The 23,043-nt window shown below is 66.7% G+C and carries 23 protein-coding genes and 1 tRNA gene; 12 read left to right on the top strand and 12 right to left on the bottom strand.

Annotation, left to right across the window (positions count from 1 at the left end; genetic code table 11):
• Positions 1-2: 2 nt before the first annotated feature.
• The 3 genes from ACZY08_RS27090 to ACZY08_RS27080 are packed head-to-tail and all read right to left on the bottom strand — an operon-like array spanning position 3 to position 3,477.
• Complete coding sequence (locus ACZY08_RS27090; protein WP_463747693.1) at positions 3-1,373, bottom strand: metallopeptidase TldD-related protein; 1,371 nt, start codon at positions 1,371-1,373, stop codon at positions 3-5.
• Complete coding sequence (locus ACZY08_RS27085) at positions 1,370-2,887, bottom strand: TldD/PmbA family protein (protein WP_463747692.1); 1,518 nt, start codon at positions 2,885-2,887, stop codon at positions 1,370-1,372. The genes ACZY08_RS27090 and ACZY08_RS27085 overlap by 4 nt, the downstream gene beginning before the upstream one ends.
• A gap of 35 nt (positions 2,888-2,922) precedes the next feature.
• Positions 2,923-3,477, bottom strand: a complete 555-nt coding sequence (locus ACZY08_RS27080) for a P-loop NTPase family protein (protein ID WP_463747691.1) — start codon at positions 3,475-3,477, stop codon at positions 2,923-2,925.
• 33 nt (positions 3,478-3,510) lie between these two features.
• On the opposite strand from ACZY08_RS27080, the gene ACZY08_RS27075 reads away from it, so the two are divergent.
• On the top strand, positions 3,511-5,178 hold the full coding sequence (locus ACZY08_RS27075; RefSeq protein ID WP_463747690.1) for a sulfatase-like hydrolase/transferase: 1,668 nt from the start codon (positions 3,511-3,513) through the stop codon (positions 5,176-5,178).
• Between the two features lie 99 nt (positions 5,179-5,277).
• A complete protein-coding gene (locus tag ACZY08_RS27070; RefSeq protein ID WP_463747689.1) occupies positions 5,278-6,264 on the top strand; it encodes an NAD-dependent epimerase/dehydratase family protein in 987 nt (328 codons plus the stop codon).
• 51 nt (positions 6,265-6,315) lie between these two features.
• Here the strand turns inward: ACZY08_RS27070 and ACZY08_RS27065 are convergent, their stop codons facing one another.
• Positions 6,316-7,098 carry a cutinase family protein gene (locus tag ACZY08_RS27065; RefSeq protein WP_463747688.1) on the bottom strand — a complete coding sequence of 261 codons (783 nt, stop codon included), beginning with the start codon at positions 7,096-7,098 and terminating at the stop codon, positions 6,316-6,318.
• A gap of 187 nt (positions 7,099-7,285) precedes the next feature.
• Between ACZY08_RS27065 and ACZY08_RS27060 the strand changes: the two genes are divergently transcribed.
• The 4 genes from ACZY08_RS27060 to ACZY08_RS27045 all read left to right on the top strand — a co-directional run bounded on the left by ACZY08_RS27060 (position 7,286) and on the right by ACZY08_RS27045 (position 11,404).
• Positions 7,286-8,158 carry a carbohydrate ABC transporter permease gene (locus tag ACZY08_RS27060; protein WP_463747687.1) on the top strand — a complete coding sequence of 291 codons (873 nt, stop codon included), beginning with the start codon at positions 7,286-7,288 and terminating at the stop codon, positions 8,156-8,158.
• Entirely contained in the window at positions 8,145-8,957 is an 813-nt protein-coding gene (locus ACZY08_RS27055; protein ID WP_463747686.1) for a carbohydrate ABC transporter permease, read from the top strand. Before ACZY08_RS27060 ends, ACZY08_RS27055 begins: the two co-directional genes overlap by 14 nt.
• Positions 8,958-9,030: 73 nt before the next feature.
• Positions 9,031-10,356: an ABC transporter substrate-binding protein gene (locus ACZY08_RS27050; RefSeq protein ID WP_463747685.1), complete on the top strand. Its 1,326-nt coding sequence runs from the start codon at positions 9,031-9,033 to the stop codon at positions 10,354-10,356.
• A 52-nt stretch (positions 10,357-10,408) separates the two neighbouring features.
• Positions 10,409-11,404, top strand: coding sequence for a DUF4349 domain-containing protein (locus ACZY08_RS27045; RefSeq protein WP_463747684.1), 996 nt, complete (start codon positions 10,409-10,411; stop codon positions 11,402-11,404).
• On the opposite strand, the gene ACZY08_RS27040 is transcribed toward ACZY08_RS27045, so the two are convergent.
• Both ACZY08_RS27040 and ACZY08_RS27035 read right to left on the bottom strand, forming a co-directional pair.
• Complete coding sequence (locus tag ACZY08_RS27040; RefSeq protein WP_463747683.1) at positions 11,294-12,136, bottom strand: energy-coupling factor transporter transmembrane component T family protein; 843 nt, start codon at positions 12,134-12,136, stop codon at positions 11,294-11,296. The two genes, ACZY08_RS27045 and ACZY08_RS27040, sit on opposite strands and share 111 nt — an antisense overlap.
• Positions 12,133-14,184 carry an ABC transporter ATP-binding protein gene (locus ACZY08_RS27035; RefSeq protein WP_463747682.1) on the bottom strand — a complete coding sequence of 684 codons (2,052 nt, stop codon included), beginning with the start codon at positions 14,182-14,184 and terminating at the stop codon, positions 12,133-12,135. The genes ACZY08_RS27040 and ACZY08_RS27035 overlap by 4 nt, the downstream gene beginning before the upstream one ends.
• Before the next feature lie 105 nt (positions 14,185-14,289).
• Here ACZY08_RS27035 and ACZY08_RS27030 point away from each other — a divergent pair, with 105 nt between their 5' ends.
• Genes ACZY08_RS27030 through ACZY08_RS27020 form a run of 3 tightly spaced genes read left to right on the top strand, consistent with a single transcriptional unit; the run spans position 14,290 to position 16,740 of the window.
• Positions 14,290-14,766: a MarR family winged helix-turn-helix transcriptional regulator gene (locus ACZY08_RS27030; protein ID WP_463747681.1), complete on the top strand. Its 477-nt coding sequence runs from the start codon at positions 14,290-14,292 to the stop codon at positions 14,764-14,766.
• Positions 14,767-14,784: 18 nt separating this feature from the next.
• The gene (locus ACZY08_RS27025; RefSeq protein ID WP_463747680.1) at positions 14,785-16,008 is read left to right on the top strand and encodes an MFS transporter; all 1,224 of its coding nucleotides are present in this window, start codon (positions 14,785-14,787) and stop codon (positions 16,006-16,008) included.
• 54 nt (positions 16,009-16,062) lie between these two features.
• The gene (locus ACZY08_RS27020; RefSeq protein WP_463747679.1) at positions 16,063-16,740 is read left to right on the top strand and encodes a YoaK family protein; all 678 of its coding nucleotides are present in this window, start codon (positions 16,063-16,065) and stop codon (positions 16,738-16,740) included.
• 103 nt (positions 16,741-16,843) lie between these two features.
• Here the strand turns inward: ACZY08_RS27020 and ACZY08_RS27015 are convergent, their stop codons facing one another.
• From ACZY08_RS27015 to ACZY08_RS27005, 3 genes are read right to left on the bottom strand one after another with little or no spacing between them, the layout of a single operon-like run.
• Positions 16,844-17,332 (bottom strand): hypothetical protein, encoded by a 489-nt coding sequence (locus ACZY08_RS27015; RefSeq protein ID WP_463747678.1) that lies wholly within the window; start codon positions 17,330-17,332, stop codon positions 16,844-16,846.
• A 27-nt stretch (positions 17,333-17,359) separates the two neighbouring features.
• Positions 17,360-18,421: an esterase-like activity of phytase family protein gene (locus ACZY08_RS27010; RefSeq protein ID WP_463747677.1), complete on the bottom strand. Its 1,062-nt coding sequence runs from the start codon at positions 18,419-18,421 to the stop codon at positions 17,360-17,362.
• Positions 18,421-19,155 (bottom strand): VIT1/CCC1 transporter family protein, encoded by a 735-nt coding sequence (locus ACZY08_RS27005; RefSeq protein WP_463747676.1) that lies wholly within the window; start codon positions 19,153-19,155, stop codon positions 18,421-18,423. The genes ACZY08_RS27010 and ACZY08_RS27005 overlap by 1 nt, the downstream gene beginning before the upstream one ends.
• Positions 19,156-19,251: 96 nt before the next feature.
• Here ACZY08_RS27005 and ACZY08_RS27000 point away from each other — a divergent pair, with 96 nt between their 5' ends.
• Positions 19,252-21,174: an acyl-CoA dehydrogenase family protein gene (locus ACZY08_RS27000; protein ID WP_463747675.1), complete on the top strand. Its 1,923-nt coding sequence runs from the start codon at positions 19,252-19,254 to the stop codon at positions 21,172-21,174.
• Positions 21,175-21,180: 6 nt separating this feature from the next.
• On the opposite strand, the gene ACZY08_RS26995 is transcribed toward ACZY08_RS27000, so the two are convergent.
• The gene (locus ACZY08_RS26995; RefSeq protein ID WP_463747674.1) at positions 21,181-21,672 is read right to left on the bottom strand and encodes an LppP/LprE family lipoprotein; all 492 of its coding nucleotides are present in this window, start codon (positions 21,670-21,672) and stop codon (positions 21,181-21,183) included.
• A gap of 135 nt (positions 21,673-21,807) precedes the next feature.
• Here ACZY08_RS26995 and ACZY08_RS26990 point away from each other — a divergent pair, with 135 nt between their 5' ends.
• The gene (locus tag ACZY08_RS26990; RefSeq protein WP_209914806.1) at positions 21,808-22,122 is read left to right on the top strand and encodes a hypothetical protein; all 315 of its coding nucleotides are present in this window, start codon (positions 21,808-21,810) and stop codon (positions 22,120-22,122) included.
• Positions 22,123-22,144: 22 nt separating this feature from the next.
• Here the strand turns inward: ACZY08_RS26990 and ACZY08_RS26985 are convergent.
• A tRNA-Asn gene (locus tag ACZY08_RS26985) sits at positions 22,145-22,217 on the bottom strand.
• A 192-nt stretch (positions 22,218-22,409) separates the two neighbouring features.
• Here ACZY08_RS26985 and ACZY08_RS26980 point away from each other — a divergent pair.
• Entirely contained in the window at positions 22,410-22,673 is a 264-nt protein-coding gene (locus tag ACZY08_RS26980) for a hypothetical protein (protein WP_039321988.1), read from the top strand.
• A 3-nt stretch (positions 22,674-22,676) separates the two neighbouring features.
• On the opposite strand, the gene ACZY08_RS26975 is transcribed toward ACZY08_RS26980, so the two are convergent.
• A complete protein-coding gene (locus ACZY08_RS26975; protein ID WP_463747673.1) occupies positions 22,677-22,985 on the bottom strand; it encodes a DUF7155 family protein in 309 nt (102 codons plus the stop codon).
• Positions 22,986-23,043 lie beyond the last annotated feature (58 nt).

Genomic DNA, 23,043 nt, shown 5'->3' with positions numbered 1-23,043 from the left:
CCTCATTGCGCCTGACTCACCGAGGACATGTGGAAATCCGGGATCCGTAGTGTTGGCATGGATGCCCGGGTGGCCCAGTCACCCCATTCGCGCGGCAGGGTGACCTCGCTGAGGCCGGCCTCGGTGGCGCGCCGCAAAAGATCCAGCGGGCTCTCGTTGAACCGGAAGTTGTTCACCGCAGCAGTCACCTCGCCGTCCTCGATGAGGTAGACGCCGTCCCGCGTGAGCCCGGTCAGCAGCAGCACCGTCGGGTCGACCTCGCGGATGTACCACAGCGTGGTCAGCAGGAGTCCGCGTTCGGTACCGGCGATCATGTCGGCCAATTCGGTTGTGCCACCGGTCATCAGCAGGTTGTCTGCCGGCACCGCGACGGGTGTGCCGTATTCGGCAGCTACCGCCCGCGGGTAGGCCAACGCGTTGACCACACCGTCGCGGATCCAGTCGACCCGGCCGATGTCCATGCCGTTGTCGAAGATCGACACCCGCTCCGAGGAGGTCGGTGTCGCGACGAACGGTTGGCAGGCAAGCGCTTCGGCGAGCGGGTCGGAGTACAACGTCAGCCCCAGATCGGTGAGCTTCTCCCCCACTCGCGTCCCGCCAGGAGCCGACAGGGCCGTCCGCCCTTCTTGCGCTCCGCGGCCGTCCATGGCCCAGGTCAGGTAGATCATCATGTCGGCCACCGTCGAGGGCGGCATCAGTGTTTCGTATCGGCCGGCCGGAAGTTCGACGGTCCGCTCGGCCCAGCCCAACTTGAGCGACAATTCGTCGAGCAACGCATCCACCTGCACATCAGCGAAATCCGCGGTACTCACCCCGGCCCAGGCGCTGGCCCCATCACGCTTTGCGTTGATCTCCACCGACCCCGTCGGCTGGGTGTAGCGACGCCGCAGGCCGGTCGAGGTGGCCACGAACGTCGTCTCCATGACGTGGCGGGCATACCCGTAAAGCTGGTCGGAACCGGCGAATCCCTTGGCCAGATCGCCGGCGATGCCGGTGAACACCTGCGTACCGGTGCCCGCCACCGGCGCATCCCAATCGGCCGGTATCCCCGCGCCCGGCAGTGGCGGTGCGGCGTCACGCGCCTCAGGCGAGGCCACCGCCGCACGCTGAGCGGCCGCCACCAGTTCCGGGATCACCGCCGGATCCACCTCGGTGGAGCGCACCGACCCGACATGTGCCTTGTCCCCGCGGCGCATGATCGAGATCACCGTGATGGTGCGGCTGACCGTCTCACCGTTGGTGGTCATCGAGTTCCCGGCCCACCTCAGCGACGCATCGGTGCGGTCGGTGACCAACACTACGGTTTCGCGGGCTCCGTCCCGCTGATCGGCAGCGGCCAAAGCGATGTCGACGACCTGCTGTGCGCCGATCATCGGCCGCCCTCCGTCCGGGTGTTCAGTACGTTGATGCCGCGGAACAGCGCGCTCGGGCAACCATGGCTGACCGGCGCCACCTGCCCGGGCTGGGCCTTACCGCAATTGAATGCCCCGCCGAGCCGCCAGGTGGACGGGCCTCCGACAGCTTCCATCGCACCCCAGAAATCGGTGGTGGTGGCCTGGTACGCCACATCGCGCAATTGCCCGTCGAGCCGGCCGTCCCGGATCCGGTAGAACCGCTGGCCGGTGAACTGGAAGTTGTACCGCTGCATGTCGATTGACCAGGATTTGTCGCCGACGACGTAGATGCCGTCGGACACCCGCGAGATCAGGTCGTCAGTGCTCAGATCCTCCGGACCGGGCTGCAGGGAGACATTGGCCATCCGCTGGATCGGAACGTGGTGTGGCGAATCGGCATACGAGCAGCCGTTGGAGCGAGACTGACCAAGACGAGGCGCGAACACTCGGTCCAGTTGGTACCCGACAAACACGCCGTCGCGCACCAGGTCCCAACTCTGGGCCCGCACCCCTTCGTCGTCGAAACCGACGGTGGCCAAGCCGAATTCCACGGTGCGGTCTGCCGTCACATTCATCACCGGCGAGCCGTAGCGCATGGCGCCGAGTTTGTCCGGGGTGGCGAACGACGTCCCGGCGTAGGCCGCCTCATAGCCGATGGCCCGGTCGTATTCAGTGGCGTGCCCGATGGATTCGTGAATTGTCAGCCACAGGTTGGACGGGTCGATCACCAGGTCGGTGGGGCCGGCAATGACCGACGGCGCTTTGGTCTTCTCGGCCAGCAGCGTTGGCAGCTCCGCCAGCTCAGAGGTCCAGTCCCACACCTCATCGCCGGCGAGTGCTTCCCAGCCCCGAGCGGTCGGCGGCGCCAGGGTGCGCATCGTCTCGAACGACCCGGCAGCGGGGTCGACGGCCACCGCCTCCATCGTCGGCATCACCCGTACCCGCTGCTGGGTGACAGACGATCCGAAGGTGTCGGCGTAGAAGGTCTGTTCCTTGACGGCATTCACCCCGGCCGACACGTGGTCCACCCCGTCGGACGCCAGCAGCCGGCTCGAATATTCGCCGAGCAACGCGATCTTGTCGGAAGCGGGGACCACGAACGGGTCGACGCCGTAATCGGACACCCAGGTCAGATCGGAGTAGACCGGTTCGACGGCCAACTCGATGCGCTCGGCATTCAGCGGCGCGAGCGTCCTGGCCACCTGCACGGCGCGGCGGGCCGTATCGGCCGCCACTGCCGGTGCCAGTTCGGCATGAGAGGCGAATCCCCACGCGCCGTCGACGATCACCCGCACCGCCAACCCCACTTCACGGTTGACCACCGACATCTCCAACTCGCCGTCGCGTAGCTGGATGATCTCGGTGGTGATGCGGTGAACCCGCAGATCGGCATAGCTGGCGCCCGCGGCGGCGGCCGCGGCAAGTGCCGCGTCAGCCAACTCGAACCGGGGCAGCTCCAGGAAGTCGGCGTCCACGCGTCGTTGAGCTGTCACGCCCCCACGGTAGCGGCGCCGCGGGCCGGCTTGGTTCAGGTAGGAGCAACGCGGCTCAACCAGGCCTCGACATCACGGTGGCGCGTGAATCGGACGATGTGCAGGTGGGGCAACTGCGGTCCCAGCACAGGGATACTGTCGCGGAGCTTGTTTCGAGTGCGGAAACCCCAGCGCAGGATGTGGTCCGAGTCAGTGAAGATCGTGCGCAGAGGCGGTTCGGTGTTGCCATTCCACAACTCGACGCGGCGGACTCGTCTTCGAACGGTGCGACGCGTCAACTGACGCATGGCCACCGGGGTCGGCAGGTCGAGCCACAGCAGCGTGTCCGCTCGCGCCAGGATCTGACCTCGCACGGCGCGGTACTGCCACTCGATCACCCAGGAATCTCCCGCGATGAACTGTTCGACGTCGCTGATGAACGTGGGCCGGGGTTCCCAGCCCGGTCCGTGATACAGACTGTCGATCTCGACGTACGGAAGGTCGAACTGGCGCGACAGTCGCGTCGCAAGCGTCGTCTTGCCCGACCCTGTCGTCCCGGCGACGGCGATGCGTCGCGGCTCCCAGGTCACCGAATCTTGAGCCGTCAACACCACACCGATCGTAGCGAGGCCTAACCTGGCTGGATGGCAGAGCTCAGCAGGAGGACAGTCCTGGGTGGTGCGGCAGTGGCCGCCGGCGCGGCCGCGGTCGGATTCGGCGGCTATGAGTTGCTGGGCAGACGCAGCCCGGGCGTGGCCGCGCAGCCGAACATCCTTGTCGTGATGGTCGACCAGATGCGGGCGCCGCAATGGTTCCCCGATGCGCAGCAACTCGGCGCACTGCTGCCGAACCTCGACCAGCTGCGCACGCGCAGCACCTCGTTCGGCTCGCACTACAGCGCGTCGAACATGTGCACACCGTCGCGCGGGGTACTGACCACAGGGCTGTACTCCCACCAGACCGGGTGCCTGTACACCGGCGAAGGTCCGACGGAGTCGACGCTGGCGGCCCGGTTCCCCACGTGGGGGACGATGCTGCGCGACGCCGGCTACCGCACCTGGTGGTGGGGCAAGTGGCACCTGGGCAGCGCGGCCGACAACACACCCGACGGCCTGGACGTCCACGGCTTCTCCGGCGGCACGTACCCATCCCCCAACGGCGCGCCGAACCAGGGCCTGCAGCAGGACCCGTCGATCGTCGATCAGTTCGCCGGGTGGTTCGACGCCCACGCGAACGAGGGCCCCTGGTGCACCACAGTGTCGCTGGTCAACCCGCATGACATCTGCTGGTGGCCGAAAAACCCTCTGCCGGAAGATGTTCCGCGCCGGTTCAGTGCGAAGCCGGTAAATTTCGAGACCGCCGACGATCTGCGTCGTCGTGGCAAGCCCCAATTGCAGATCGACTACATGAACTTCATGTCGCCCCTGATGACCGGTGCGATGGACTACACCGGGCCAGAGTCAGCCGCGCAGTGGGCACGGTGCCTGGACATGTACCTGTGGCTGCATCAGCAGGTGGACACCCAGATCGGCCGGGTGCTCGACACGCTGGCGACCCGGCCGGACATCGACGAGAACACCATCGTCGTGTTCACGTCCGACCACGGCGAGTACGCCGGGTCGCACGGCCTGCGCGGCAAGGGGGCCGCCGTCTACGAGGAGAGCATCCGGGTACCGCTCTACATCCGCGATCCGTCGGGTCGCCTGACACCGGGGCCCGGCGACACCCGCACCCAGCTGACTTCCAGCGCCGACCTGGCGCCGCTGTTGATGACCATCGCCCACGGGGGTGCGAGCTGGCGGTCGGACTCCCGCTACTCCTACCTGGCGAGCCGCGCCGACATCGCCGGGATCGCCTCCGACGCAGCGGCTTCGGGCCGACCGTGGATCGCGCATGCCACCGACGACATGTCAGTGGAGGAGATGGCCGCCTTGATGAAATCGCCACTGGCGAAGAAGTTCTTCGGCGCTTCCGGCCCACCCACCGAGATTCCGACCTCGGCGCCCAGCCACATCGTCGCCGTACGTACGCCGCAGGCCAAGCTCGGCATGTACACGTACTGGAAGCCCGGCAGTATGGACATCGACGCCTCCCGGCCCATCCATCACGAGTTGTACGACTACACAACCGATTCCGGTATTCAAGAGCTCGACAACCAGGCCGGCCGGAGCGCCAAGCAGGCCGACCTGCAGGCTTTGCTCGACCACGAGGTATCGCCCGAATTGCGGGCCCCGCTGCCGGGGTTCCTCGATGAGGCGCAGGAGCAGGGGTTGGCGAATATGAAGGAGCTCGCCACTTTGCGCGGAGGCTGAGCCGACAAATTCAGCACGGAGGCTGAGCCGACCAAACGGCACGGAGGCTGAGCCGACCAAACGGCTTCCCTGCCGCGCTAGACGGACTAGCTTGGCGTCATGCGAGTGTTGGTCACCGGCGGGACCGGATTTGTGGGCGGTTGGAGCGCGAAAGCGATTGCCGACGCCGGTCATTCCGTTCGCTTTCTGGTGCGCAATCCGGACCGGCTGCAGACCAGCGTCGCCAAGCTCGGGGTCGACGTCTCCGACCATGTCGTCGGCGACATCACCGACCGCGATTCGGTCATGCGCGCACTGGAGGGCTGCGACGCTGTGCTGCACAGCGCGGCGTTGGTGGCCACCGATCCGAGCCAGACCGCGCAGATGATGAGCACCAACATGGACGGTGCGCGGAATGTGTTGGGCGGCGCCGCGGAACTCGGCCTCGATCCGATCATCCACGTCTCGAGCATCACCGCGCTGTTCAACCCCGATGTTGACACTCTGGAAGCGGACCTGCCGGTGTTCGGCGGGACCGACGGGTACGGGCGGTCCAAGGCACAGGTCGAGATCTATGCCCGCGGAATGCAGGACGCCGGCGCGCCGGTGAACATCACCTATCCCGGCATGGTCATGGGCCCGCCGGTCGGCAATCAGTTCGGCGAGGCCGGCGAGGGGGTTGCCGCCGCACTGCAACTCGGAGCGATTCCCGGTCGCAGCGCCGCCTGGACCATCGTCGACGGTCGTGACCTGGCCGCCCTGCATGTCGCGCTGCTGGAACCCGGGCGCGGACCCCGCCGCTACATGGCCGGAGGCCATCGCATTCCGGTGGACCAACTGGCCAAGCTGCTCACCGAGGTGGGCGACAAGACCATGTTCGCCGTCCCGGTTCCCGACACCGTGCTGCGCGTCGCCGGACAGGTGCTCGACCGGATGGGGCCGTTTCTGCCGTTCCAGACACCGTTCACCGAAGCCGGGATGCAGTACTACACGCAGATGCCGGCTTCCGACGACTCACCGAGCAAACGCGATTTGGGCATCACCTACCGTGATCCGCGAATCACCTTGGCTGACACCGTCGCCGGGTTCCGAGGCCTCGAGCGCTGACGGCCGGAAGCGGTGTGCCCGCTTCCGGCCGTCTGACTTGTTCAGTTGGCGTCAGTTGGTGCCGGCCTCGCCGGCGGTCTGCACCACCGTCGCCGCCGGAGCGCCGCCACCCAATTGGCGGGCCGCGAAATCGGCTGCCTGGACTGCCATTCCGTTGTCCTTGTAGGAGCTGTGGGCGGCACGATTCAGTCCGCCGGGAAAGCAGATCGGGTCACCGGGGGCGCACAGCTGGATCGTCTTGGCCACGTACGGCGCACCGATGACGATGGGTGGTGCGCTGCGGTCGGCCAGGCCCAGAACCCACTCGTCGGGGGTTCCGAACAGCGCCACGGCCGCGATGTGTGAGGTGACCGATGCCGGCATCGGTCCGCTGATGCTCGCGGGCAGGACATATCCGGCGGGAACGTTACTGGCGGTGGTGTACCCCGCCACCGCGGCGCCCTGCGAGTAACCGCCCAGCACGATCTTGGTCGCCGGGCACGTCGCGGCGATCGACTGGATCCGGTTGCTCGCGTCGGCGATGCCGTCGGCCGCCTGGCCGAAGTTCAGCGATGCCGGGTAGTTCACCCCGTACACGTCAACGGTCTTCCCGGGCAGGTCGGCGGTGAGCGCGTCGACGAATGCCTGTCCGGTCGCGCCCACACCGGGCGCCTCGTTGGTGCCGCGGGCGAACACGACCTCGACGTCGGAGCATCCGTCGGCAGCGTTGGCCGAGGCGATCGGGCCGGCCAGCGAACCGAACACGATCGCGACCAGAGCGAGTGCAGTAAAGATCGCGGACTGTGCCACCGTGGAGATCACGCTGCCCTTTCGGGCTGGTTGCGCTGTGCTCATGAGATAACCCCCGGTCATTCTGTTGCTGTTACCAGCTACAAGCGCAAAGCCGGGACTTCGATTCCGCAGCGGTCAAGTGATGTACGTCATCTGCGCAAATTGCACCGTCCGGGATGACGCCGAGGCATTTGGACGTTGAAGGTGCCCACCGTGGCCCCTGTGGCTCACGAACCGCTTTAATGACTCGATGGCCACCTCGCGTGTCCGCACGACTGCACTGGGATATGCGCTTGTCGCCCCCAGCCTGTTCGGCGTCGTCACCTTCCTGTTGCTGCCCATGCTGGTAGTGCTCTGGCTGAGCCTGCAGCAGTGGGATCTGCTGGGCCCGATCAAGTATGTGGGGCTGGACAATTGGACGTCGGTGCTCACCGATTCGTCGTTCGCCACCTCGCTGGGGGTGACACTGCTGTTCGTGCTGCTGGTGGTGCCGACGCAGACCGTGCTGGGGCTGATCGCGGCGTCGCTGCTCGCCCGGGGACTGCCGGGCACCGGGTTCTTCCGCACCGTGTACGTGCTCCCGTGGATCTGCGCACCACTGGCCATCGCGGTGTTGTGGAAATGGATCCTGGCCCCCACCGACGGGGCGCTGAGCACCGTGCTGGGCCGGCCCGTCGAGTGGCTCACCGACCCGGGACTCGCCCTGCCGGTCGTGTCCGCGGTGGTGGTGTGGACCAATGTCGGCTACGTGACCCTGTTCTTCCTGGCCGGCATCCTCAACATCCCCGCTGATGTGCACAACGCCGCCCGCACCGACGGCGCCACCGACTGGCAGCGGTTCCGTCACATCACCCTGCCGATGCTGCGCCCGACGATGTTCTTCGTGCTGGTCACCGGAATCGTGAGCGCCGCACAGGTATTCGACACCGTGTACGCGCTGACGGCAGGCGGACCGCAAGGTCGCACGGACCTGGTGGCCCACCGCATCTATGCCGAGGCGTTCGGTGCGGCCGCGGTGGGCCGGGCCTCGGTGATGGCCATCGTGCTGTTCGTCATCCTCGTCGGCATCACGCTGCTCCAGCACGTCTACTTCCGTCGCAGGATCAGCTATGACCTCACGTAACGCACTGATCTACGTGGGCCTTCTGCTCGGCGCGGTGATCACGCTGCTGCCGTTCGGGCTCGGCTTGCTCACCTCGTTCACCTCGGCTGAGCAGTTCGCCACCGATCCCCCGTTGTCGCTGCCCACGCCCCCGACGCTGGAGAACTATGTTGGGCTGTCCGACGCCGGGTTCGGTCGCGCTTTTGTAGTAACTGCAGTGGTGACCTCGACTATCCTGCTGGGCCAACTGGTGTTCTCGGTGCTCGCCGCCTATGCCTTTGCCCGGCTGCGGTTTCCCGGACGCGACGCACTGTTCTGGATCTACATCGCGACGCTGATGGTGCCCGCGACAGTGACCGTGGTGCCTTTGTATCTGATGATGGCCGAGGCGGGATTGCGCAATACCTTCTGGGCGCTGGTGCTGCCGTTCATGTTCGGCTCGCCCTACGCGATCTTCCTGCTGCGCGAGTACTTTCGCTCGATTCCCGGAGATCTGATCAACGCAGCCCGCCTCGACGGTGCCCACACCCTCGACGTGATCGCCCACGTGGTGGTGCCGGCCAGTCGCCCGATCCTGGTCACCCTGGCGTTGATCACCGTGGTGAGCCAGTGGAACAACTTCCTGTGGCCGTTGGTGATCACCAGCGGCAGCAAGTGGCAGGTACTGACGGTCGCGACGGCCGGTCTGCAGACGCAGTACAACGCGCAGTGGACGCTGGTCATGGCCGCCACCACGGTGGCGATCGTCCCGCTGATCGTGTTGTTCGTCGCATTCTCGCGCAACATCGTCCGCTCGATCGTGGTGACGGGCATCAAATGATCGCCGAGATCTACACCAGGGCTGTGAAACCGCCTCCGCAACGACCCTCACGTCGATCTCGCGGGTGGCGACCATGAGGCGCTCCAGTCTGCTGGCCGCCGGCCTGGCACTCACCATGGCCGTCTTGCTGGTCGCCGCCGTGCTGCTCGGCCGCACCACCGAACCCGAGGGCCGCACCGTGGTGACCGTGCGCCTGTGGGACTCACAGGTCGCGGCGGCCTATCGGGAGTCTTTTGCCGAGTTCAGCAAGGAGCATCCCGATATCGAGGTGCGGGTCAACACCGTCGCCTACTCGTCCTACTTCGACAGCCTGCGCACCGATGTGGCCGGCGGCAGTGCCGAGGACATCTTCTGGCTCTCCAACGCCTACCTGGCCGGATATGCCGACAACGACCGGTTGCTGGACATCGGGCAGACCTTGGGCACCGATGCCGCCCTGGCCTGGGAGCCTTCGGTGGTCGACCAGTTCACCCGCAACGACGCCCTGTGGGCCGTTCCGCAGCTGACCGATGCCGGTATCGCGGTCTACTTCAACGCCGACCTGATCGACACCGCCAGGGTGGACCTCGCCGACCTGACCACGCTGCGGTGGTCGAACGGGCCCGATGACACCCTGCGGTCGCTGGCGGCCAGGCTGACGGTCGATGAGCAGGGCCGCACGGCCGGTGCCGAGGGTTTCGACGCAGGCCGGATCCGGCAGTGGGGCTACAACGCCGCCAATGATCTGCAGGGCATCTACCTCAACTACATCGGCTCGGCGGGTGGCATCTTCAACATCGGAGACCGTTTCGCCTTCGACAACCCGCAAGCCGTCGAGGCCTTCACGTATCTGGTCCGGATGATCAACGACGATCACGTCGCCCCACCGGCGTCGGCCACCAACAACAACGGGGACTTCTCCCGCAATACCTTTCTGCAGGGCCGCATGGCGCTGTTCCAGTCCGGCACCTACAACTTGGCCGCCATTGCGAATCAGGCCCGGTTCCGGTGGGGCGTGGTCATGCTGCCGGCCGGACCCAAAGGCCGGGTCAGTGTGACCAACGGCATTGCGGCAGCGGCCAACTCGGCCACGCACCATCCCGCTGCGGTGCGCGAGGTGCTGAACTGGATGGGTAGCAAGCGCGGCAACGAATTCCTCGGCGCGGGCGGTGCCGCAATCCCGGCCGTACTGGCAGCCCAGCCTGTCTACCACGATTACTGGAAGGCACGCGGCGTTGATGTCAGCCCGTTCTTCCGGGTGCTGCGGGGGCCGCGGATCCCAGCGCCGGGCGCGGCCGGCTTCCCCGCCGGATATCAGGCCCTCAAGCCATATTTCGACGAGATGTTCCTGGGCCGCCGCGATGTCGAGAAGTCGCTGGCCGACGCCCAGTGGGCGGCCAACACCGCCGCAGCGCGCTGACCACGGGGAGCGATCAGCCTCTGCCATCCGGTACATCGCCTACATTGGGCGGATGCCCCAGCTCACCAGTGCATCCCGCCACCGCCGCTTGACGGTGGCCCTGATTGCCGCGGCCACGCTGGCCTTCGCTCCGGCCTGCGCGGCCGGACACTCTCCCAATTCCTCGGCGCCGGCCGCCCCGCTTAATGACGCCGGATTCGCCCCGGCGGCGCCGGCACCCGAAAGCGGCCCGGGCATGAAGAACGCGCCGATACCGGCTGAGGTCAAGCGCGACATCGTCAAGACCGCGTCGATGACGATCACCACCGGCAACCCGGCCGCAATGGCCGACAAGGCGGTGGCGCTCGCCGCCGACGCCGGCGGCCGGGTGGACAGCCGCTCCGAGGACGCCGGCTCCAGCTCCGGGCGCGCACACATCTCACTGGCATTACGCGTCCCGGCCGCCAAGCTTGAGGGCACCCTCGACGAGTTCAAGAAACTCGGCACGGTACAGACCGTCGAGGTCCGCTCTGACGATGTGACCTCGCAGCGCGTCGATCTCGATGCCCGCATCAAGGCATTGCAGACTTCGGTGGACCGGCTGCTCGGGATCATGCGCGACGCCAAGGACCCCGAGGCGTTGATCAAGGCCGAGGACGCCTTGTCGCAGCGCCAGGCCGATCTCGACAGCCTGCGTGCACAGCGCACTCAGCTCGGCGACCAGATCGACTACAGCACAGTTAATCTCGACATCACCGCCGAGCAGATCGGTGGGCCCACCCCGCAGTATCAGGGGTTCTGGGGCCAGGTCGAGCGCGGCTGGCACGGCTTGGTGTCGGCGGCTTCCGGGTTCGTGATGTTGTTCGGCCTGCTGCTGCCGTGGCTGGCGGCCTTCGTCATTGCGGCCGTGATCGTCTACGTAGTCATCCGGCTGACCAGGTCGCGCCCCGCGCAGCCTTCAGCGACGGGGCAGGCTGGTGGGCAGGACGGTGAGCTCCAGGGCCAGGGCAGTGCCGCAGACCAGAACGAGGATGGTGAAGGCGATCCAGTCGCGCGCCCTGGGCCGTGACGGCACCGCCGAGATCTGGCCCGCACCACCGCGTGCGGTGATGGCGTCGCCCATCTCGTCGCCGCGGCGCAACGCCACGGTGACGGCAGCGGCGAGCAGATCTACCAGATTGGCCACCCGTTGTCTGCGCCGCGCCCGGAACGTCTCGGCGGGTTCGACCGGGCGCAGCCGGTGCGCCGCGTACAAGGTACGGAACTCGTCGATCAGCATCGGGAAAGCCCGCAGCGCCAACGCAATCGTCACCGCCCAGTCGTGCACGGGGATGCGCAGCAGCCGCAGCGGACGACCCAAGGTGGCCACCGCCGGGGCGACGTCGGCGACGTTCGTCGTCCAGGACACGAGCGCGCCGAGCCCGAGCAGCACGATCGCCAGTGCAGTGACCCGCAGGAAGTTGAGCAGCCCGCCCAAACCAATCTGTACCGAGCCGATGTCGATTACCGGGGAGCCGCCGGCCAGCGCGGCGAGCGCCCCGCCGAGCGCCAGCAGGATCCACAAGAAGTACGGGATCGACGGCAGCACGCCACGCGGAATGCGCGCCAGCTTCGCGGTCACCAGAACCAGCGCCGCGACGGCGGCGATCGGCACCCATCCGGGATAGAAGGTCAGCAGCACACCGATACCCGCCACGGAAAGCAGTTTGGTGCCGGCCCACAACCGGTGGATGACGGTGTCGCCGGGAACAGGACGCAACAGCACGACCGGTTTGCGTTGTCCTCGGGTCGGAGCGGTCATCGGGCACCTTTGGCGGTCGTCGGGGCAAGAGCGAGTTCACCGCGGTGCAGGTGCAGCGTGCGTGGGCAGAGGCTCTCCAGGCCGGTGAAGTCATGCGAGATGACGACGACCGTGAGCCCGTTGTTGTGCCGCAGATCCTCGAGCAACCGCAGCAGCCCCCGTTGGCTGGCGGCGTCCAGTCCGGCCAGGGGCTCGTCGAGGATCAGCGCGCGTGGCGAGCGGGCCAACAGCCCGGCCAGCACGACACGACGCATCTGACCGCCCGAGAGCTGGTCGATGCGGCGCTCCGCCAGTGCCGCATCCAGACCGACCATCTCCAGTGCACGCGCGATCTTGTCGTGCTCACGCGTCGAGAAGCCTGCGGCCGATGCGATTTCGCGCCCGACGGTGCTGCGCATCAATTGCAGGCGGGCAGCTTGGAACGAGATCGCCACCGAGCCCACCTGCTGTGCCACCGGCGCTCCGTCGAGCAGGCATGCGCCGTAGGTGGGCACGGTCAGCCCGGCCATGATCCAGGCCAGGGTTGATTTTCCGGAACCGTTCAGGCCGTGGACCAGCACTCCGTCACCCTCGTTGACGGTGAAGGTGATGTCACGCAAAGCCGTTTTCGCCCAAGGGGTTCCGCTGGCGTATTCGTGTCCGACGCCGGTCAACTCCAGCACCGGCGCAGCACTGGGAGCGGCACGCGTCACTTCCAGGGGGACGGCCGACGTCTGCACCATGTCGGTGTTGTCGGCGGTGCCGCCGTTGCCGCTGAGCTTCACCGTACGGTCGGCGGAATCGGCCTCGTCGTTGTAGTGCGTGATATGCACCAGTGACATCTGATGATGATCGGTCAGCCCGGACAGGACGCTCATCAGGGTGTCGCGGCCCTGTTGGTCCACCATGCTGGTGACCTCGTCGGCGATCAGCAGCGAGGGTTCGCGGGCCAGCGCCGCGGCTACGGCCAGCCGCTGCAGTTCGCCACCGGACAATCCCCCGGTGTCACGTTCGGCGAGCCCGTCAAGCCCCACTTCGGCCAGGAGACGCTCAACATCGGCGGTCGCGCCAGCGGGCAGTCCCCACACCACGTCGTCGGCCACCCGCGTGCCCAACACCTGGCTTTCCGGGTGCTGCATCACCACTGCGGTGCCGCCGATGCGCCCCAGTCCCACGGCGCCGGCCCGCTCGATGCTGCCCGAAGTGGGTCGGCGCCCGGCCAGCATCAGCATGAGCGTCGTCTTGCCCGAGCCGTTCGGTCCGGTCACCGCGACATGCTCGCCGGGCTGGAATTCCATCGACACCGGGCCCAGCGCGTCGCGCTCGACGCCCGGGTACCGGAACCGCACGTCGGTCAGCCGCGCCGGAACGGGGGCGACGGTGCCGTGCACGTTGTCACTTTCGGTGTCGGCATCGAGTTTGTGCACATCCGGGACCCCGAGTAGTCGAGCCAGGATTCGCGAGAGCGCCCACCAGCCGATCATGCTGACCGAGGTGATACTGGTGATGCCGAGGAACAACATCAGCAGCGGCCAGTAGTCCAGCATCGTGGCGAAGATGGTCCGCAGCGGTTCGGCGGCCACGTCGAGCACCGGGATGCGCTCGAGTACTTTGGCCATCCCTTCGATGCCCGCGCTCAGTGAGTCGAAGATGAGGCTGCGCAGTCGGGTCAGCACGGTCAGCGCCACCACGATCGCCGACCCGAACAGCGCGCCGGCCACGATCGCCGCGCCGAATGCCGTCGCGGTGCCTCGACCGCGACGCTTGACCACACCGGTCAGTCCGCCGATGTAGGCGCAGTCGACGACCGTCATCAGTCCGCCCATGCCGGCGATCAGGAAAGCGATGGTGCCGGCAGCGACGGTGGCCGCAAGCAGCACCCTCAGCCGGTAGCGGTAGGCAAGCAGGCCCATCGGCACCGTTCCCAGCACCGAGAGCCCGCCTGCGAACGGCACCACCACCGCGATGATCGCGGTGGCCGCACACAGCGCAGCCATCACCGCGGCCTGTGCAAGCTCGCCTGGGGTGAGGCCGCGCCGAGGCGTCGTCGCCGGGGGTATCGCGGTCATCGTTCGATTCTGCCAGCCGCGATCGTCGGCGTCGGCTGCCCGTTGTGTGAGCGACAGCACGACGAGCAGCTAGACTACATAGTGAATCTATGTAAATATGGAGGCATGCCGACCCCGACCGAGGATGTCACGGTAACCGACGAATCCGAGCTTGGCGCCGACCTGCTGTCGGTCGTCGCCCGGTTGAATCGACTCGCCACCCAACGCGCCCGCCTGCCGCTCCCCTGGGCTCAGGCCCGGTTGCTGTCCACCATCGAGGACCAGGGCGAGGCCCGCATATCCGACCTCGCATACCTCGACCACTGCTCGCAGCCGACCATGACCACCCAGGTTCGCCGTCTGGAGGACGCCGCCCTGGTGTCCCGCACCACCGATCCCGGCGATGCCCGCGCGGTACTGATCCGGATCACCGAGCAGGGCCGGCAGACCCTCGAGCAGGCCAGGGCGGACCGTGCCGCGGCGATCAACCCGAGGCTCGAACGGCTCACCGCCGAGGAACGCCGGACGCTGGCAGCCTCCGTCGGCATCATCCGCCGGTTGCTCAGCGACGTCGACGAGCGTCCCCTCTCAACCGAAAACTAGTTAGGAGTTACCGCCCTGATGTGGCGCCAACCCAAGGCCGTATGGGCCGTCGCTTTCGCCTCCGTCGTCGCCTTTATGGGCATCGGACTGGTCGATCCGATCCTCAAACCGATCGCCGACAACCTCGGCGCCTCTCCGTCGCAGGTGTCTCTGCTGTTCACCAGCTACATGGCGGTGATGGGCGTAGCGATGCTGATCACCGGCGTGGTGTCCAGCCGCATCGGCCCCAAGCGCACGCTGCTGCTCGGCCTGGTGATCATCATCGCCGGCGCCGGTCTGGCCGGGATGAGCGACTCCGTCATGGAGATCGTGGGCTGGCGCGCACTGTGGGGCCTCGGTAACGCCCTGTTCATCGCGACCGCGCTGGCCACCATCGTCAACTCCGCCAAAGGCTCTGTGGCACAAGCCATCATCCTCTATGAAGCGGCACTCGGCCTGGGCATCGCGATCGGCCCGCTGGTCGGCGGCGTACTCGGCTCGATCTCCTGGCGCGGCCCGTTCTTCGGCGTCTCGGCGCTGATGGCCTTCGCCCTGGTGATCACCGCGTTCCTCCTACCGGCCACCCCGCGGGCCGAACATGCCACCACGTTGGCCGACCCGTTCCGGGCGCTGCGCCACCGGGGGCTGTTGGGCGTCGCGATCACCGCACTGCTCTACAACTTCGGCTTCTTCACCCTGCTGGCGTTCACGCCCTTCCCACTGGACATGACCGCCCACCAGATCGGGCTGATCTTCTTCGGCTGGGGCCTGGCGTTGGCGTTCACCTCAGTCGTGGTCGCACCACGGCTGCAACACCGCTTCGGCACGGTGCGCGTGCTCATCCTCAATCTGCTCGCGTTCACCACGGTGCTGGCCGTGATGGCGGTCTGGACGGATTCCAGGACCGTCCTGGCGTCGTGTGTCGTGATCGCCGGTCTGTTCATCGGCATCAACAACACGCTCATCACCGAGACCGTGATGAAGGCCGCGCCCGTCGAGCGCGGCGTGGCCTCGGCGGCCTACAGCTTCCTGCGCTTCGGCGGTGCCGCCGTCGCCCCATGGCTGGCCGGGGTGCTCGGCGAGCAGGTCAGCGTGCACTTGCCGTACTGGGTAGGCGCGGGCGCCGTGCTGGCCGGTGCCGGCGTGCTGTTCATGACGCGGCCGCACCTGACCGGGATAGACGTCGAGGAAGACACGGCGGAAACCGAGATCGACGAGCTGACCGACGAGGCGACAGCGGTCACCGTGGGTTCCGACAGCTGACGCCACGGGCGATTCCCGCCCGGAGCGGCCGCACGGCTCCCCACAATGGGTGACATGTCGCAACAGTTCGACGGCGAGGCCCGGTTGTCGTGGATTCTGGCCGGCCTCGCCGGAGTGCTGGGGGCAGCGGCGTTCACCCATTCCGCGGGATACTTCGTCACCTTCATGACCGGCAACACCGAGCGGGCATTTCTCGGGCTGTTCCAAGGCGAAGAATGGCTGGCGATCGGTGCGGCATTGCTGATAACTGCCTTTGTGGGCGGAGTGGTGATCGCTTCCTTGTGTCGCCGCCATCTGTGGGTCAACCATCCCCATGGCGCGACGGTGCTGACCACGCTTGCGCTGGTGGTGTCCACCGTGGTCGACCTCATCGAGCGCGGCTGGACGGCCCGCGATGTTCCTTACGTCCCAATCCTGTTCGTGGCCTTCGGTATCGGCGCCCTCAACACGTCGTTCGTCAAAGACGGCGAGGTGTCGATCCCGCTGAGCTACGTGACCGGCACGCTCGTCAAGATGGGGCAAGGTATCGAACGCCACATCAGCGGAGGCCAACTTAGCGATTGGCTCGGGTATTTCCTGCTGTGGGCCGGGTTCGCCGGTGGTGCCATCGTCGGCGGCTTCATCAGCGTGGTGGTCAGCGGATCTCAGATGCTGTTGGTGGCCACCTTGGTCTGCGCGATCACCGCGGGCTACACCTACTTCTACTTTGATCGCCACGCGCTGTTGAAGTAGCGGGTACTTTCGCGACGTGTTCACGTTCGTAACGTGGTGGCGGAGAAACGCGCTCGCGACCGCCGCCGGGTTACGAACACGAGTCCCGCTAGAACCCATACGGTCAGATGTGCCGATGCGCCCAACGCACCGGGTGCCCTAGTGCGGCGCCCACCAACTCCAACTGCTCGTCGGTCATGTTGTACACAGGGTTTCGCACGCTGACCGACCAGGAAGCGAACCCTTGGGGCCAGTCGTATACCAAATCGTTGAGTGACGTCTCCGCGCCACAACACGGCGTCGTCACATCCAGTGGCCAAAACCCAGCGCTCTCGGTCCAAACGCGGTCAAGTTGCGCGACCCACCACTCCATGTTGCCCGGATTTTCGCCGATCAGGTCTCCGCACGCGGGGCAGTTGATCGTCTGAACCCCTGCGCCGGCATCTTCCAACACCACCCGCCCGGGCCGGTTCGCCTTGACCTCGTCGCTATCGCCCATGAGCACCTCGAACACGGCACGTGCCGCGTCCTCGCGTTCAGCATTGGGCGTCCATCGCGGGTCGGTCGGAAACACGACATACCATTCATCGCTCACGAAACGATCATCCAGCACACCAGAGGCGCCCCAGAGCACGAATTCTCACAACGCGAACAACAGGAACTGCGTCACCTGGGTAGGCGAGAAATTGTCGTCGCTGACGGCGATCACGGACTGCCGTCCATCAGGCAGCTTGGGGCCCAACGTGATTCCCTCGATATTGTCCAGCGGCACCAGACCGGGCGTGCTGGTCAGATCCGCGAGCAGGGTCTTGGTCATCTCGGTGGAGCCCTCGACGACGGAAGCCAGATAGATCCGCACTGCCACGTGGGTGCCGAAGCCACGCTCGACCACCAGAAAGCTGCTGTTGTCGAGGGCGACCAGATCTGACAACCCGTTGTCGCCGCCCGGCCCGGCACCGACCGGGTCCAGCGGGTAGGCATACTGGCCGTCGACTGCCCCAGAGTCCGTGTCGAAACGGATCACCCGAGCCCATGCACCGTGCTGTTCATCGGGTGGCGGGCCGTCGTCGTATCCAGGTCCCTCCATGGCCGCCCACAGATACCGTCCATCCGGTGTCAGCGTGAGCCCCTCCAACGCGCTGTTGCGGCGCGGGCCGTGTTCGCCGGCAGACATCCGCAGGGCCTCGGGCAGCGCGAACTCGCCGAGGAAGCTGCCGTCGAGCCCGGCGGTTCGCACCCACGGGTCCAGCAGGACCGGAACGCCGGGTCCCTCGACCCGCCGCTCCCCCTCGCTGGTCCAGTACAACCGCTGTCGACGCGCATCGAAGGCGATCGCCTCGGGGTCCGGGGGGACCACCGGCGGGACCGCATCGATATCCAGCGGCCGGAACGCTTGCGCGTCACGGTTCAGCCACGGATGGGTGCCGACGAACTCGATGCCGCCGATACCGTTGTCCGACAACGTGATCCGCGCTGCGTAGAACCGCGCCGGACTCTTGGCGGAGCGGTCGTCGCTGACGATGTAGTACAGATCGGCGGCCGGGTCGTAACTGATCCCCGACAATCCGCCGATCACCGTGCCGTCCAGCAGCGCGGCAGAGGCAATCTGGCGTTGGCCGAGGAACTCGAAGCCCGACGCGGCACGCGCGGGGGTGCAACCGGCCAGAACCAGGAGCCCGGCCGCCAGGATTCGGTACAACATCAGGTGATGACGGCGCCGACCAGGATGCCGACGGCGTAGGTGGCCGCGATCGCGATGGCTCCGAACACCAACTGCCGCACTCCGGCGATGGCCACCGGCTTACGGGTGAACCTGGCCGCCACCGCACCGGCGATCAACAGGCCCAGCCCACCGCAGGCCAGCCCGGCCCACAACGACTCGAAGCCCAGCAGATACGGGATGAGCGGAACGATCGCACCGATCGCGAACAGCACAAAGGACGAAGCTCCGGCCACCCACGGTGACGGCTTCTCCCGGGGGTCCACCCCCAGCTCCTGCACGAGGTGAAAGTTGACGGCCCGATTCTCGTCGCGGTGGATCTCCCCGCTGGCTTTCGCCGCCGTCTCGGGCGTCATCCCCATCTCCTGGAGCATGGCCACGAGTTCGGCCTGCTCGGCCTGCGGGTTCTTGTGGAACGACCGACGCTCGACGCTGACCTCGGAATCGACCTGCTCGTTGGCGGTGGTCACCGAGGTGTATTCGCCGAGAGCCATCGAGAAGGCACCGGCCAGCAGTCCTGCCACGCCGCTGAGCACCACTGTCTGGGCCGAGGCGCTGGCCCCGACACCGGCGATCAACGCGGTGTTGCTGACCAGACCGTCCATCGCGCCGAAGGTCGCCGCACGAAGCCAGCCTCCGGTCACATCGGCATGCCGGTGATAGCTCACATGCGGCAAGCCGGTGGGAGACAGCGACTTACCGACCGACTCCGGCATGGCGCCAGTCTTGCGCGGCAGGGTCTCGCTTGTCCAGGAAGGTTTGCCTTCGTTGCAACGCACCCACCCCGACGGCCGAACGCGTTACCGTCGGGTATGACCTCCACTGCCGAGCATCTGCGAAACACGCTGGACGGTCGCTGGCGCGACGTCAAGAACGCCATGCGGACCACGCTGTCGGACGAGATCTTCCGGCCGCATTACACCCCCAACACCGCCATCGCCCGGGCCAAGGTGACCGAGCAACTCAAGATCATGGCGGCGGCCGGGGCCGCCGAAGACGGCTTCCGGAAGGAGCACGGCGGCAACGGCAATGTCGGCGCGGCCATCACCCAGATCGAGATGCTGGCCATGAGCGACCTGTCGCTGATGGTGAAGGCCGGGGTGCAATGGGGCCTGTTCGGCGGTGCCATCGAGAATCTCGGGACCGAGCGCCACCACAAGGCCTACGTGCGTCGGCTCATCGACCTGGACCTGCTCGGCTGTTTCGCGATGACAGAGACCGGTCATGGCAGCGATGTGCAATCGCTGGAGACCACCGCCACCTACGATGCGGCGACCCAGGAATTCGTCATTCACTCCCCCACCCCCAACGCGCGCAAGGACTACATCGGCGGCGCCGCTGAGACCGCCAGGGTTGCAGCGGTTTTCGCACAACTCATCACGCCCGACGGCGAAGGGCACGGGGTGCACTGCCTGGTGGTGCCGATCCGTGACGACATGGGGAACGACATGCCCGGGGTGACGACGTCGGACTGCCATTACAAGGGCGGCCTGCCCGGCGTCGACAACGGCCGCATCGTGTTCGACCACGTGCGCGTTCCGCGGGAGAACCTGCTCAACCGCTATGCCGACGTCGCCCCCGACGGCACCTACAGCTCACCGATCGAGAACCCGGGCCGGCGGTTCTTCACGATGCTGGGCACGCTGATCCGCGGCCGGGTCACCGTCGCCGGCAGCGCAGCAGCCGCGGCCCGGGTCGCCCTCGACATCGCCACCCGGTATGCGTTGGAACGCAGGCAGTTCGAGGCGCCCAAGAGCACCGAGGAAGTTCTGATCATGGACTACCTCGTGCATCAGCGCCGGCTGCTACCGCTGATCGCCAAGTCCTACGCCCTGCAGTTCGCCCAGAACGAACTGGTGGCCAAATGCCATGAGTTGCAGACCTCCGACGATCCCGATGCCGAGGAGCAACGGGAACTGGAGGCCCGCGCGGCAGGCCTGAAAGCCGCCAACACCTGGCATGCCAGCCACTCCATCCAGGAGGCTCGCGAAGCCTGTGGCGGCGCAGGCTATCTCGCCGAGAACCGGCTGATCGCCCTGCGCGCGGATACCGATGTGTTCACCACCTTCGAGGGCGACAACCATGTGCTGACCCAACTGGTGGCCAAGGAACTGCTCACCGCCTACGCCGACGACATCAAGGGCATGAGCCCCGTCGAATGGGTCCGGTTCGCGGCCAACTACGCCGGTGAGCGGGTCCTCAAACGCACTGCCGCGGAGACCATCATCCAGACCGTCCTGGACACCCGCCAGGACAACGAGGAGGAAGGCAGCCTGTTCAACCGCGGCACCCAGGTCAAGATGTTCGAGGACCGCGAGGAGTACATGCTGGCCTCGGTGGCGCGGCGGCTGCAGGGCAAGGCCAAGGAGATGTCGGCCTTCGACGCGTTCAACTCCGTACAGGACCACGTGCTGCATGCCGCCCAGGCACACATCGACCGGGTGATCCTGGAGGCGTTCGTCGCGGGTATCGACGCCTGCGAGGACGACACGGCCCGCGAGCTCCTCGACGACGTCTGCGATCTGTACGCGCTGTCGGTGATCGAGGGCGACAAGGCCTGGTTCATCGAGCACCGCTACCTGTCCACCGAACGTGCAAAGGCCGTGACACGTGGGATCAACGAGCGCTGTCGCGCACTGCGTCCGCACGTCGAGACCCTCGTCGACGGGTTCGGCATCCCCGAGCAGTTGCGCTACGCGGCGATGCTCGACCCCGCCGAGCTGATCAACGGCTGAGGCGCCTCAGGGCTTCGGAATCGGGTCGACGGCAACGAGTTTGCCGTCGTCCCCGATCCGGAACCGCACGGTGGCGATACCGGTTGGCGATGTGGGCGAGTCATGGCCCTGCTGCCACTGGTAGTTCACCACCACGGTGTCATCGGCGTTGGTCACCACGTTGATGTAGGGCCGGGGCTCCGGGGTGGCCGGGCCGAGCGGGGTCTGCCGGTCGAAGAAAAGCAGCTGCCCGGCGCTGTTCGGCTCGGGGTTGGTCTGGCCCACCTGCACCCAGTACAAGCGGCAGTTCGTGGTGTGTCCGGTGCCGATCTGAGTCCACTGCCGACCCGCTGCCGGGGCCGGCAGCTTGGCGATCTGATCGGCGACCGTGTCGGCGTTGGGGCCGTCGGTCGGTGCGCAGGTATCCGGCTTCGGAGGCGGCGCGGATGACGGTTTCCAGCCGCATCCAACCGCGAGTAGACCGACGAAGGCGACGATGGCGATCAGCCGTGGGTACACACCTCGAGGGTAGCGAATCAGACCGGCTTAGTGAGCGGGCTGACGACGGCGCGTCGATAGGCGACACTGTGTGCGATCCGACTCACGATCCGTCGGAGCGCACCGCTCGCACCACTTACCCCCAAGGAGACACTGATGGCTTGGTTCCTCGCGATGGAAGGCCCCGCCAACAAGGCCGTCCTGTACCAACTGCAGGAATCAGTCAACGTCCAACAGATCGCGGAGGAGATGGCCAGCGCGGCCACCCTCGATCGCGCGGTACCCGTCCCGGCCGTGCTGGCGAACAACAGGCAACAGGTGACGGTGTACGTGCGGCCGGCGGCCTGGGGTGTGTGGACGTTCTATCAACTGACCGACGAGGAACGAAATGCCCTCGCGTCGGCATCCAATCCACTGGTGGAGGCGCTTACCCAGGCGGCGCGTCAGGCGCAGGCCCGGCCCCAGTCCTGAGACCGAGGTTCAAGAGAACTTGCTCCCCCGATTGGACTCGAACCAATAACCGCCCGATTAACAGTCGGGAGCTCTGCCAATTGAGCTACAGGGGACTACCTTCCGCGGAAGCTCCGCGGCCGAGCGTTGACTCTAGCGCACGGACCGCCGCTGCCGCCAATGCGCTCCCGGACGGGCGCGTCGGGGCGAAGGTGAGGCAGGATGGAGGGCACTCATCTGTGCCTGGGAGGCACGTAGTTTTGGGGGGCACGTAGTTTTGGGAGGCACGTCGCTTTGGGAGGAACACTGTGATCCGCTATGCCGCCGTGATCGCCGTCGGCTACGTGCTTGGCGCCAAGGCCGGGCGACGCCGCTATGAGCAGATCGCCAGTACCTACCGCGCGGTGACCGCCAACCCGGCCACCAAAGCGGTGATCGACGCTGGACGGCGCAAGATCGCCAAGCAGGTCTCGCCGGATCCGCAGTTCCTCACGTTGACCCCCATAGACGCAGAAACGTCGGTGCTCGCCACGAAGGAGAGCACCGACGGTTCGGCAAAACGTACCTGGTAGGGCCTAGCCGATACCCTGATTGATCGACGTTCCCGGCAGCAGCGGACCGGTGACGAATCCGCCATTGCCGCCCGCGCCCACCCACGGTGTTCCCACGTTGGCCGGCATGCCGTTGGAGTAGGACAGGCACTTGCCGTCCTCTTTGTTGCCGAACCAGGCCAAGCAGGCCGGCTGTGCCGTGACCTGCGGGCCGCCCGTGGACCCTGTGTTGGACGCTGCGACGAACGCCGGGGCAGCCGCTGCGACCCCCGTGGCCAGCGCAAATGCGCCCACTGCGATGAACCGCCGCGTCCGCGTGCTGAACAATGTCACCAGGTCTGCCTCTCTTGCCTGACGGTGCCCGACTGCGCCTCACCCTATCGCGATGTGG

The sequence above is a fragment of the Mycobacterium sp. IDUB_9 genome (assembly GCF_055419505.1).
This window is presented reverse-complemented; position numbering and strand designations above follow the sequence as displayed.